Source organism: Exiguobacterium sp. s48 (genome assembly GCF_018617395.1).
Classification (GTDB): Bacteria; Bacillota; Bacilli; order Exiguobacteriales; family Exiguobacteriaceae; genus Exiguobacterium.
This window is the reverse complement of sequence record NZ_JACSKC010000001.1, coordinates 1,082,993-1,095,182: the sequence shown is the minus strand read 5'-3', so window position 1 is coordinate 1,095,182 and position 12,190 is coordinate 1,082,993. Positions and strand designations below refer to the sequence as shown.

Annotated in this window: 11 protein-coding genes; 10 read left to right on the top strand and 1 reads right to left on the bottom strand. The window is 46.0% G+C overall.

Annotated elements, in window-relative coordinates:
• The first annotated feature begins 16 nt into the window (after positions 1-16).
• The 7 genes from ccpN (at position 17) to KNO66_RS05640 (ending at position 6,940) form a co-directional block, all read left to right on the top strand.
• Complete coding sequence (ccpN, locus tag KNO66_RS05670; protein WP_214741222.1) at positions 17-646, top strand: transcriptional regulator CcpN; 630 nt, start codon at positions 17-19, stop codon at positions 644-646.
• Positions 633-1,475, top strand: coding sequence for a pyruvate, water dikinase regulatory protein (locus KNO66_RS05665; protein ID WP_214741220.1), 843 nt, complete (start codon positions 633-635; stop codon positions 1,473-1,475). The genes ccpN and KNO66_RS05665 overlap by 14 nt, the downstream gene beginning before the upstream one ends.
• 127 nt (positions 1,476-1,602) lie before the next feature.
• Positions 1,603-3,414, top strand: coding sequence for a DNA primase (gene dnaG, locus KNO66_RS05660; RefSeq protein WP_214741218.1), 1,812 nt, complete (start codon positions 1,603-1,605; stop codon positions 3,412-3,414).
• 35 nt (positions 3,415-3,449) lie between these two features.
• Positions 3,450-4,544, top strand: coding sequence for an RNA polymerase sigma factor RpoD (gene rpoD / locus KNO66_RS05655; RefSeq protein ID WP_012726640.1), 1,095 nt, complete (start codon positions 3,450-3,452; stop codon positions 4,542-4,544).
• Between the two features lie 132 nt (positions 4,545-4,676).
• Positions 4,677-5,015: a cytochrome c550 gene (cccA, locus tag KNO66_RS05650; RefSeq protein WP_214741216.1), complete on the top strand. Its 339-nt coding sequence runs from the start codon at positions 4,677-4,679 to the stop codon at positions 5,013-5,015.
• Positions 5,016-5,111: 96 nt separating this feature from the next.
• Complete coding sequence (locus KNO66_RS05645) at positions 5,112-5,828, top strand: tRNA (adenine(22)-N(1))-methyltransferase (protein WP_214741214.1); 717 nt, start codon at positions 5,112-5,114, stop codon at positions 5,826-5,828.
• On the top strand, positions 5,828-6,940 hold the full coding sequence (locus tag KNO66_RS05640) for a Nif3-like dinuclear metal center hexameric protein (protein ID WP_214741212.1): 1,113 nt from the start codon (positions 5,828-5,830) through the stop codon (positions 6,938-6,940). Before KNO66_RS05645 ends, KNO66_RS05640 begins: the two co-directional genes overlap by 1 nt.
• A gap of 42 nt (positions 6,941-6,982) precedes the next feature.
• On the opposite strand, the gene KNO66_RS05635 is transcribed toward KNO66_RS05640, so the two are convergent.
• Positions 6,983-7,936 (bottom strand): 4-hydroxy-3-methylbut-2-enyl diphosphate reductase, encoded by a 954-nt coding sequence (locus KNO66_RS05635; protein WP_214741205.1) that lies wholly within the window; start codon positions 7,934-7,936, stop codon positions 6,983-6,985.
• Between the two features lie 129 nt (positions 7,937-8,065).
• On the opposite strand from KNO66_RS05635, the gene KNO66_RS05630 reads away from it, so the two are divergent.
• From KNO66_RS05630 to KNO66_RS05620, 3 genes are all read left to right on the top strand, one after another.
• Positions 8,066-9,820, top strand: coding sequence for a sensor histidine kinase (locus tag KNO66_RS05630; RefSeq protein WP_251127354.1), 1,755 nt, complete (start codon positions 8,066-8,068; stop codon positions 9,818-9,820).
• Positions 9,817-10,755 carry a sugar ABC transporter substrate-binding protein gene (locus tag KNO66_RS05625; RefSeq protein ID WP_214741200.1) on the top strand — a complete coding sequence of 313 codons (939 nt, stop codon included), beginning with the start codon at positions 9,817-9,819 and terminating at the stop codon, positions 10,753-10,755. Before KNO66_RS05630 ends, KNO66_RS05625 begins: the two co-directional genes overlap by 4 nt.
• Before the next feature lie 61 nt (positions 10,756-10,816).
• Positions 10,817-12,160 carry a DEAD/DEAH box helicase gene (locus tag KNO66_RS05620; protein ID WP_214741198.1) on the top strand — a complete coding sequence of 448 codons (1,344 nt, stop codon included), beginning with the start codon at positions 10,817-10,819 and terminating at the stop codon, positions 12,158-12,160.
• Positions 12,161-12,190: the final 30 nt, after the last annotated feature.

Genomic DNA, 12,190 nt, shown 5'->3' with positions numbered 1-12,190 from the left:
CTAGAGGGGGTTGGCTATGCAACTGAATGAACGCCAACAAAAAATCGTTGAAATTGTGAAGGAAAATGGTCCGATTACAGGGGAGCACATCGCTCAAGAGTTGTCGTTGACGCGTGCGACCCTACGGCCAGACCTTGCCATTTTGACGATGACAGGAATACTTGAAGCTAGACCTCGTGTCGGCTACACGTTCGTTGGCAAACGAAATTCGTCGATGCTCCGTGAAAAACTTGATTCGCTTACCGTAGGAGATTTTATGTCTTCTGCGAAAGTCGTCCGAGATGAGATGACGGTATATGATGCGATTGTCACGTTATTCTTAGAAGATGTGGGATCTTTATTCGTTGTCGGGCGTGACCGAGAGTTGGTCGGGGTACTTTCTCGGAAAGATCTCCTTCGTGCGGCAATTGGGAATCAAGACTTAGATCAATTACCAGTTAACGTCATCATGACCCGTATGCCAAACATTACGGTATGTGAGAAATCTGAAACGTTGATTCGTGCTGGTATGAAATTGATTGAGAAACAAATCGATGCCATGCCCGTCGTGGAAGAAAAAGATGGGAAACTGATTGTGCTCGGACGAATGACGAAGACTAATATGACGAAGGTGCTCATTGCGTTAGCGAACGATGAGTCGATCTGAGGAGGAAACTGAATTGACTACGAAACAACTCGTGTTCGTTGTGAGTGACTCGGTCGGGGAAACATGTGAACTCGTCGTCCGTGCAGCGAGTATCCAATTCCATGAGAATGCGATTGAAACCCTTCGCATCCCGTTCGTCGAAGATGAGCAGACGATTATCGATGTCGTCACGCAAGCGAAGGCGCAGCAGGCGATTATTGCATTCACACTCGTCAATGAAGAGCATCGCGCCCTTCTGATGCGACTCGGTGAAGAGCATCACGTCAAGACAGTTGATCTGCTCGGCGATTTACTCGACGTATTATCCGGACAGCTGAAAGAAGCACCTCGTGAAAAGCCGGGTCTCATCTATCGATTGGATGACGATTATTTCCGGAAAATCGAGGCGATGGAATTTGCCGTTAAATACGATGATGGTCGAGACCCACGAGGGTTGAAGAAAGCCGACATCGTACTCGTCGGTGTGTCACGAACATCAAAGACGCCGCTATCACAATATTTGGCACTAAAACGATATAAGGTCGCGAACGTGCCACTTGTCCCGGAATCACGACCTCCTGAGGAATTATTTGATTTACCGGCAGAACGGTGTGTCGGACTAATCATCTCTCCAGAAAAATTGATTTCGATTCGAATGGAGCGCCTCAAGTCACTTGGGTTAAAACCGGAAGCCGATTATGCACAGCTCGAGCGAATCAATCGCGAACTCGAGTATGCACGTGGGATTTATGAACGAATCGGTTGTGATGTGATTGATGTGACGAATAAAGCCGTCGAAGAGACAGCGGGTATTATTTTACGACATCTTGAGCAATCGAGAGACGACTGAATCGTGTAAGTGTTTCAAATAGTAATCATTGCCTCAAGAGGGTATAATAGAGTATTGACAGTACAGTGAAACGGAACGTGATCAGCGTTCCGTTTCGTTGCGAGATTGGAAACAGGGAGTGGTCAAGATGCCACGTATACCAGATGAAGTCATCGCAGAAGTGAAACAAGCGACTGATATCGTTGAACTGATTGGTGAACGAGTCGAACTGAAGAAACAGGGACATCGTCTCGTTGGATTGTGTCCGTTTCATTCTGAAAACTCACCGTCTTTCTCCGTTTCACCCGAAAAGGGGATGTATCACTGTTTCGGTTGCGGTGCCGGAGGGAATGTGTTTACATTCGTGATGGAAACCGAGGGCTTGTCCTTTCCTGAGACAGTCGAGCGCCTCGCCACACGTGCGAATATTTCAGTAGATGGTATTCAAGGCGACGAGGAATTGACGCGTGAACAAGTTTGGCGTAAACAGATGCGGGATGCGCATCGGCTTGTCGCTGACCTGTATCACGAAGTGTTGATGAAAACGGAGGCTGGCGAAGTAGGCTTATCGTACTTGCGAAATCGGGATCTGTCTGAAGATACGATGGCGCAATACAAAATTGGGTTTGCCCCAGACCAACGACGCTTTACTGTCGAGTTGTTGGAGCGGCGCGGGTTTGATTTAGAAGTGATGGTTGAAGCGGGTTTGATTTCAAAGTCGAAGTCCGGTGAATATTTTGACCGATTTGAAGGACGGGTCGTCTTTCCGATTGCGGATCGAGACGGCACCATCGTTGGCTTCAGTGGACGCGCGATTGATGACAGACAACCTAAATACGTGAATACGGCTGAAACGCCATTATTCAATAAGAGTGAATTATTATTTGGATTCTCTCAAGCCCGGGCGACGATGCGTAAGAAAAAACGTGTCTTCCTCGTGGAAGGGAACGTGGACGTGTTACAAGTTGCTCAAGCCGGGACTCAAGAGGTCGTGGCCTCACTTGGTACTGCGTTCTCCCCACAACACGCAAGGGCCTTATCCCGAATCGTAGAAGAGGTAATCATCTGCTATGACGGGGACCATGCGGGACAAGAGGCGACACAAAAAGTCATTCGTTTATTAGAGACATCCCCACTAGATGTTCAAGTTTTACCATTACCCGAAAAGACGGACCCGGATGATTATATTCGGCAACACGGGGCTACTCATTGGCAACAATTTGTCGAGACGGAGCAGTTGAGCATCCTTGATTTTATGAACCGGATGCATCGGCGAGGAAAAAACTTGAACCGAGAAGGAGAACGCATTCGCTTTATTGAATCTATGCTTGAAGAGATCGGCAAGACAAATGATTCGATTCGAAGAGATTTATACGTGAAAAAATTGTCGGATGAGTTTGATATTCCACTAGAGACGCTTCGTTCGAGAATTCCTCGTCCGACGTCAAGCGAATCAACTCCCGCCCGTGCGATGGAACCTGTGGAACCGATACGAAAACGTTCCAGTAAAACAGGTGAGCCTCGTTGGATGAAAGCAGAGAAGTACTTGTTACGTGCGATGTTGACGGGGCCGGAACAAGTTCGTTTTGTACGTGACCGTTTGGGTCTTGGTTATCAGGATGAAACTCATCGTATGTTGAGCTCGGCATTATATGAAATCGTGTCCGACACGATGACGCAAGATGAATTTGATCAAGTTACGCTACCGTTTATGGAGCGTTATTGCGATCAACGCCCCGACTATGCGATGCGCTTTGCGGAGATTCGACTGATGGCTGGACCGGATGAACTGTCTGAAGAGGTTTTAGACGAATACATTCGGGTCATAAACAGTTATGAGGAGCAACGTCAAATTGAGCGTGCAAAAAGGGAAATCGCTCAAGACGCCGAAAGTATTGTAGACCAGGCGTCCAAGCTACAAGAATTGATTGCCCGTAGTCGTCGTCTTCGAGAACGATGATCGTGGATGAAGTTTGGAAGGAGTTGAACTGCTAAATGGCAGAGAAGAAGAAAGAGGATTTATTTAACGCCATAGAAGAGCTTGAGAAATTAGGTAAGAAAAAAGGCGTCGTCTCAATGCAAGCAATCCAAGATCGCCTCAGTCACTTTGAGGTGGATTCGGATTTCATCGATAACTTCATCGAAGATTTAGAAGCGAAAGATATCCGCGTCACAGAGGATGCGGCGGACGCAGAAGAAACACCTGCGAAAAAAGAAGATGAAGAAGTCGATTTAAATGATTTATCGGTACCCCCAGGTATTAAAATCAACGACCCGGTTCGCATGTATTTGAAAGAAATCGGACGCGTCGATCTTCTCAGTGCAAAAGACGAGACAGAGCTCGCTAAACGAATCGAACAAGGGGATGAAGAAGCGAAGAAACGTCTCGCAGAAGCGAACCTACGTCTTGTCGTTTCGATTGCGAAACGTTATGTCGGACGTGGAATGCTTTTCCTTGATTTGATTCAAGAAGGGAACATGGGACTCATCAAAGCGGTCGAAAAATTCGACTACATGAAAGGGTTCAAATTCTCGACATACGCCACATGGTGGATCCGTCAGGCTATTACACGTGCCATTGCCGACCAAGCTCGTACAATTCGGATTCCGGTGCACATGGTCGAAACGATTAACAAGCTCATTCGTGTGCAGCGCCAATTGCTTCAAGATCTCGGCCGTGAACCATCTCCTGAAGAGATTGCCAAAGAGATGGAACTCACACCTGAAAAAGTGCGTGAGATTTTGAAGATTGCCCAAGAACCTGTATCTCTTGAAACACCAATTGGAGAAGAGGACGATTCACATCTCGGTGATTTCATTGAAGACCAAGATGCGATGGCACCACAAGATGCGGCAGCTTACGAATTGTTGAAAGAACAATTAGAAGACGTATTGGACACGTTGACGGACCGCGAGGAAAATGTCCTTCGTCTCCGTTTCGGCTTAGACGATGGTCGTACACGCACACTAGAAGAAGTAGGAAAAGTATTCGGGGTCACCCGTGAACGGATTCGTCAAATCGAGGCGAAAGCACTCCGGAAATTACGTCATCCAAGTCGTTCGAAACGCTTGAAAGACTTCCTCGATTAAGTTCATATTTGAATAAAGTGTGAAGTTTTAGAAGAAAGGGAGGAAAATGAGTGATTTTCCTTCCTTCTTTATTATTTTTTGAGTAAAATAGTGTTGGATAGAAATTTGGAATGAACATGAGGGGGAACTACAATGCGTAATCCATTGTTACCGTTTGCGGCAATCGCAATCGTCGCAATTATTGCCATGGTATCATTATCGTATTTTGGGGTGAATCAGGCGCAACAAGCGGCTGAAGGTCCATCAGTCACTGAAATGAACCCAGAAGAATTGTATGCAGCGAAAGGTTGCACAGGTTGCCACGGCGGAAACCTTGAGGGTGGCGTCGGTCCTGCACTTACTGGTGTCGGTGAACGCCTTTCAGCTGAAGAAATCGCAAACATCGCTGTAAATGGTAAAGGTGCAATGCCAGCAGGTCTTGCAACGGCTGAAGAAGCAGAAGTACTTGCGAACTGGTTGATTGAACAATAAGCTGTGACGCACTCCATGACGGGGTGCGTTTTTTGTTGTCGAAGTGTGGAGAATTCGATACGCTAAGGAAGAAGTAGAACAAAGGAGTTGTCTTGTATGCAAGAACGTGTCATGTTAGACCGCCGATTAAAGCAGGTCGTTGATTATATCCCTAAAGGAAGCGTGCTCGCTGATATCGGATCAGACCATGCGTATGTCCCATGCTATGCCTATCAACATGGAATCATTGAGAAGGGGATTGCAGGTGAAGTAAATGTCGGACCGATGGAGGCCGCAAAAGCTCAAGTTGACTTGATTGGGGCACGTGATGTCATCGACGTGCGTCTTGGCGACGGACTAGCCGTACTAGGCGAAGATGAAGCGACATGTATCTCGATTTGTGGGATGGGAGGCAGCTTGATTCGGTCCATTCTCGAAGCAGGAAAAGAAAAGCTTGGTGCAGTGGAGCGACTCATTCTTCAACCGAATGTCGATGGACAACATGTGCGAAGCTGGTTATTAGCGAACGGCTATGTCCTTGTCGAAGAATCAATCGTCGAAGAAAATGATAAGGTTTATGAGATTCTCGTTGGTGAAAAAGGGTCGGAAACCATCTATAGTGAAGAACCAACCGAACAATCGTGGCAACTCTTATTCGGTCCGTATTTGGTGCAGGAGCGGTCCGATGCGTTCAAGCTAAAATGGAGCAGAGAAGCCGATAAGTTGGATTACGTACTTGGTCAAATGGCGGAAGGGAATCAGTCAGATGCCTTAATTCAAAAACAAGATGAGTTCAAACGGATGCGTGACAAGATGAGAGAGGTGAGTCAATAATGGCGAACGGAAATCATGTGATCCAGTTGTTTGAAGAATTTGCACCGAAACATTTAGCAGTCGAAGGAGATAAGATCGGGTTGCAAATTGGGTCGCTGAATAAAGACGTCAAACGAATCATGGTGACGCTCGATGTGCTTGAATCGGTCGTGGATGAAGCGATTGAGAAAAAGGTGGATTTGATTATCGCCCATCATCCGCCTATCTTTAGTCCGTTATCTCAGGTGAATGACCGCTCGACGGCAGGGAAAATCACGATGAAATGTATTCAGCATGATATCGCGGTCTACGTGGCGCATACGAACCTAGATGTCTGTGAGGGTGGCGTGAATGATTGGATGAGTGAAGCAATCGGATTACACGACATAAACGTACTCGTTCCGACGTATGAAGAACCGGTTTATAAATTATCCGTATTTGTTCCGGAGTCACATGCAGAAGACGTGTCACGTGCATTAGGTAAAGCTGGCGCCGGACATATCGGAGACTATGCGGATTGTCAGTTCCGTGTTGCTGGCACTGGACAGTTCACTCCGCTCGAGGGAACGACACCGTTCATTGGAAGACCGCATGAAACAGAACAAGTGAGCGAAGTGAGAATCGAAACGGTCGTTCGAGAGAGTCAGAAGAAGCGAGTTTTACGAGCGATGCAAGATGCTCATCCGTATGAAGAAGTAGCATACGACTTGATTCGAGATGAGATAGAAGGGCACGTATTTGGGTTAGGGCGAATCGGACGTCTAGAACAACCTATGACGCTTGAACAGTTTGCTGCGCTTGTGAAGGCATCTTTCAATGTCGAGGGCGTACGCGTCGTTGGAAATCCGGAACGGTTGATTGAGAAAGTGGCGGTCCTTGGCGGAGACGGGAATAAGTATGTATCGACTGCTCACTTTAAAGGAGCAGATGCCTACGTAACAGGGGACCTATACTTCCACGTGGCGCATGATGCGATGGCGTTAGGACTTGCCGTTGTCGATCCGGGTCATCATGTCGAAAGTGTGATGAAGCAAGGGGTCATCGATGTGCTCTCAAGAAAGTTTGAACAAGCGAAAATCGATGTCGACTTGCTCATTTCAGAGGCGAATACGAACCCGTTCCAGTTCAGATGACACGTAAAAATCCCCCATCCTCTAAGAGAATGGGGGATTGCTTCACTTACGCAATGCTTTTACTTTCGGCAAGATGCTCCGAAGTTCAAGGAACGGTGTTTTATCGTGAGTACTCAAATCATTCGGGTCATACTGTGACAAGAAGTCGATGACTTTTTTCGTGATCGGAGTTGGTGTGGATGCACCGGATGTCACGGCAACAGTCTCTACACCTTCGAGCCAGTTCAAGTCGAGCTCGCTCAAGTCACCGATGCGATATGCATTCGTTCCGGCAATCTCTTTTGAGACTTGTGCCAGGCGATTCGAGTTGTTTGATTTAGGGTCGCCGACGACGATCAACAATTCGCAGTCGCCTGCTTGTTCAGCGACAGCTTCTTGTCGGACCTGTGTCGCATTACAGATTTCATTATGCACTTCCACGTGTGGGTAACGAGCCTGAATCGTTTCAATCAATGCGGAGACGTCCCATTGACTCATCGTCGTCTGGTTCGTCACGAGAATTTTCCGGTCAAACAACCGGCTCGGCAATTGGTCGATTTCGTGTTCGTATTGAATTAAATGGACGTGGTCCGGTGCAACCCCGATCGCCCCTTCAGGCTCAGGATGCCCATGTTTTCCGATATAGATGACATCATATCCTTCTGCCGTTTTTTCACGAATTAAATCGTGAGTCACAAGTACATCTGGACAAGACGCATCGACAATCGTTAATCCTTTTTCAATCGCCCGTTTCCGAACGAGTGGTGAGATTCCGTGTGCCGTGAAGACGACCGTTCCACGGTCGATCGTTTCGAGCGCTTGCATGCGATCTTCTCCATCCACAGTTTTGACACCAAGATCCTCAAACGCCTGCGTAACGTGACGGTTGTGGACAATCATTCCAAGTATATGAATCGGGCGTGGCAAATCTGGATTTGCGACTGCCTCATTTGCAAGTTTCATGGCATCGACGACACCATAACAATATCCGCGAGGACTAATTTTTTTAACTTTCATATGAAGACGAAGGCTCCTTTCGAAGTGCTTTCATACATATTAGTCTAACATTGTTTCGAAAATACGAAAAGATTTGCGTGTATTCATGCTATAATTTTTAGGTTAGAGAGGAGGGACGCCGTGAGTCACATGAAATCAATACGTGAACTGAAAAAATCATACTTTTTCCAAATCACATTTATTATCATCATCATTTTAGCACTCGTCATTTCGTCGCTTGCCTTTTCTGCTGACCGCGTCACGGTGTCTCGAGCAGAAGAGTTGGCAAAAGAGCAATTTGATTACGCAATCGACGACAGTATTGAAAATGTCGAATCTCGACTTGGAAAACTGTATGAAGATTTGGTTTATCTGGGTGCTTACGTCGGAAATGAGTCATTGATTGAAGAACGCATCAAAACAGGATATTTGAATCAGCGGACAAGCTTCACATCCATTTTCTATTATGATTTGAAACAAGATTCGTTCAAATGGTATTCGGAACGACAGGTTCCTTCCTATGCGATCAAGCGGGATTCAAAGTTTAAAGAAGTGTTAACCGCCAGTGGAAAAGAGTTATATATGAGTGATCCCGTGATGATCAGTGGAGATATGGGGACCTTTTTATACGTTCCCGTCATTGAAAACAATCAACCAATCGGGATATTCGGTGGGAGTGTCAGCGTCTTAAACTCCGACTTGTATCGCAGATCATTAGAGTCAGCGAATGATGATATGATTCTTTACTTATTAGACGAACAAGGTGAAGTGTTGACGACTTCCTTTAACTTGGTCACGGATGCAGAACGCCGTGTGTCACGAGAAGTCATTGATAACGTGTTAGGTAGAAGTTCACGAACGATTTTGAGTACGGATGAAGACACGTTAATGTATGAACCCGATGCTCGAGTGAGCGGATGGAGCATGCTCGCTAAGCATCAGAACGACTCGGTGTATGAGACGGTATATGATACACGTTGGCAGTACCTGATGATTGCCCTCGTTACGTTTTTTTTAAGTATCCTAGTAGGACTGTTGTTGTCTCGTACGTTGACGAGTCCGCTTGTCGAGTTGGTCAACCAAATCAAAAAGCAACAGTCACTCGGCACCATTTCGTTAGAACGAACGGGTTCAAAAGAAGTGGAAACGTTACTCGACACGTATAATGATTATGCCCAGCGAATGGAGACGTCACGACGTGAACAACTAAGTCAACAACAGCTGATTTTGCACCAAGAAAAGTTAGCCTCTCTCGGACAGTTGGCCGCGGGGATCGCTCATGAAATTCGTAACCCGCTTACACCCGTACACATCACGTTACAAATGGTACGAGCAGGGCAGAGTGATGAAGAGATGGTGAAGGTTGCCATCAAAGAGTTGGAGCGGGCAAACGATTTGATTACGACCATGTTGACGCTCGCTAAACCCGATCAGGCCGGAAAATATGAAACATGGATTGACATGATAGAGTTCACGAAGCGACTTGAATTTTTAATGGATGCGGAATGTTATAAACGTCCGACGAAATGGGAATTACTTGTACCGAACGACATGCCAGCATTTTATGCATCGTTTGATATGCTCGTTCAAATTATCTACAATCTGTTTAAAAATGCGGTCGATGCGGTCGAATCAAAAGGTGCAGAGGGAAGTGTAGTCGTCACCGTCCTCTTTACCGAACAGGAATATCGTTTCCTAATAGAAGACAATGGAATCGGGATGAGTGAGAATCAACTTGAAACAATCGGTTCTGCATTTAAAACGACAAAAGAGAAAGGCAATGGTCTTGGTATTTACATGATCCAAGAGTATTTGAAGAGTGTGAACGGTGCGATGGAAATTGATAGTGTGTTAGGTAAAGGTACCGCCATCTTAATCAAGATTCCAAGGAGACACCCGTCATGAAAGGACTCAAACATTATTGGCTCTGGTTGCCGATCGTTTGGGCGATGACGATTCTTCTCATCACATCGATTCAACTCCCTGAGCAAAAAGCTACCGAAAAAGAAGTGGGCTTTGTGTTCGTTAGTGATAAACACGAACATGCCAACAAACTATTAGATTCGTTCGTGCACACTGCCAACCAAAAGGGATTTATCCCGATTCCGACAACGAGTGAAGATTCTCGCGTCTTAGAGAAGGAGAAACTAGATTCATTGATTGACCGTGGGGTCGAGGCAATTTTTTTAACGACACTCGATGATACGTTCATCCAACCATCATTGGAACGTGCGAAAAGTAAAAACATTCCAATCATTGCGATTGATCGCATGATTGATCATCCGAGTGTCCTGACATCGGTCGTATCGGACAATGTGGATATCGGACGGATGGCAGCCGAACAGATTGCCGCAAAATATAAAAACCTAGATCGACCAATTCGTGTAGTAGAAGTGAGTGGGACCCCAAAAGTTCGTTCCACTATGGACCGTAGTTTAGGGATCCGAGAGTATGAGAAAGAACATGCAGAGGACTTTCAAATTATCGCGTCGATTACCGGGAATTATGATACGTTTCAAGCAGAGATTGAAATGTCACGTTGGTTAGAAGAGAAGATTCCATTTGATGCGGTGTTTTCGCATAATGATGATAATACGTTCGGCGTCGTTCGCGCTTTAGAAAGCCATGGTCTAACAGATAAAACGATTGTGTCGGTTGATGGGGTTTCAGACATTTATCCGCTCATTCAAAACGGGAAAGTGAATGCGACCGTCGTTCAGTCACCGAACGAGATGATGGAAGTCGGCTTCAAGGCGCTCGAACAGCATTTAAATGGAAAGAAAATTGCCAAACACTACTATTCATCGAGTTATTTATATGAAGGTGTGGCAAAAGATTGATTGACAAATGATTTGATTCCGCTATGCTAGGAAAAGTGGAAAGAAACAGGAGGTGTATCGATTGAACAGCTTCCAACAGTTCAAATTGCTACCGTTTATGATTGATGCGTTAACAGAAAAACGCATCACGAAACCGACCGATATACAAGCACGGATCATTCCGGCTGCTTTAAATGGTCGAGATATTATTGGAAAATCACAAACAGGAACGGGTAAAACACTCGCATTCTTGTTGCCGATCGTTGAAGCGATCAACCCAGAAGAAGAATCCGTTCAGGCAATCGTTGTCGCACCGACACGCGAACTTGCTTGGCAAATTCACGAAGAATTGAAATCAATTTTGATTAAGAACCCGGAGTATATTAAATCAAGTTTAATTGTCGGGGGAACAGACCGTGAACGTCAAATTGATAAGATGAAAAATCCGCCACAAATCATCATTGGGACGCCAGGACGAATTCTTGACTTGATGAAGGCACAAGCATTATTCCCTCATAAAGTGAGTCATTTCGTCGTCGATGAAGCCGACCAAATGCTCGATATGGGATTCCTGCCTGAAGTGGATCGCATCGCGCAAGCACTTCCGGAAAAACTGCAAACAATGGTCTTCTCAGCAACAATCCCTGAGAAGCTCGAACCATTCTTGAAGAAATATCTTCATGATCCACGTTTTGCAGAAGCAAGCCCGGAGCATCGTGTCGCACCAAAAATCAAGCACCACGTCATCCCGGTACGTCACCGTGATCGCAAGGAATTGACTGTCGAAATAGCGAAAGCAATCAATCCGTTCGTTTGTCTCGTCTTCACAAACACGAAGCAAGAAGCGGATGAGTTAGAGGCATCGTTCCGTGAGGCCGGACTTAACGTCGGTACATTGCACGGAGATATGCAGGCACGTCGCCGCAAACAAGCGATTAAAGATATTAACGATGCGAAATACCAATACGTGATTGCCACTGACTTGGCGGCACGCGGAATTGATATCTCTGGTGTGTCTCATGTCATCAACCACGGAATCCCGAAAGACCTTGATTTCTATACGCATCGTGTCGGTCGTACGGGCCGTGCAGGTGCGTCAGGTGAAGCGTATACGTTATACGAGGACCATGAAAATGGACCGATTAACCGTCTCGAAGAACGTGGGTTTGAATTTACACACGTCGATTTGCGTAACGGTTCGATTCAACCGATTAAAACACGTCGTCGTCGTCAAACAGACCGGAAGATGAAAGTCTCGCATACGGCACACAGTCGCATGGCCGGTGAAATCAAGAAGGCGAAGAAAAAAGTGAAGCCTGGCTATAAAAAGAAATTTAAGTACAAGTTAAAAGAAACGGCTTCACGTGAGCATATGCAACAACAACGTTCCGATCGTCGAGCTGCACGTAAGAAAAACAAACGTTAATTTTTTGAGAGAATCGACTTCTTGGAGTCG

Bases quoted from the DNA above. Each gene is read 5' to 3' on its own strand.
- ccpN (WP_214741222.1), top strand. From the start codon at position 17: ATGCAACTGAATGAACGCCAACAAAAAATCGTTGAAATTGTGAAGGAA.
- KNO66_RS05665 (WP_214741220.1), top strand. From the start codon at position 633: ATGAGTCGATCTGAGGAGGAAACTGAATTGACTACGAAACAACTCGTG.
- dnaG (WP_214741218.1), top strand. From the start codon at position 1,603: ATGCCACGTATACCAGATGAAGTCATCGCAGAAGTGAAACAAGCGACT.
- rpoD (WP_012726640.1), top strand. From the start codon at position 3,450: ATGGCAGAGAAGAAGAAAGAGGATTTATTTAACGCCATAGAAGAGCTT.
- cccA (WP_214741216.1), top strand. From the start codon at position 4,677: ATGCGTAATCCATTGTTACCGTTTGCGGCAATCGCAATCGTCGCAATT.
- KNO66_RS05645 (WP_214741214.1), top strand. From the start codon at position 5,112: ATGCAAGAACGTGTCATGTTAGACCGCCGATTAAAGCAGGTCGTTGAT.
- KNO66_RS05640 (WP_214741212.1), top strand. From the start codon at position 5,828: ATGGCGAACGGAAATCATGTGATCCAGTTGTTTGAAGAATTTGCACCG.
- KNO66_RS05635 (WP_214741205.1), bottom strand. From the start codon at position 7,936: ATGAAAGTTAAAAAAATTAGTCCTCGCGGATATTGTTATGGTGTCGTC.
- KNO66_RS05630 (WP_251127354.1), top strand. From the start codon at position 8,066: ATGAAATCAATACGTGAACTGAAAAAATCATACTTTTTCCAAATCACA.
- KNO66_RS05625 (WP_214741200.1), top strand. From the start codon at position 9,817: ATGAAAGGACTCAAACATTATTGGCTCTGGTTGCCGATCGTTTGGGCG.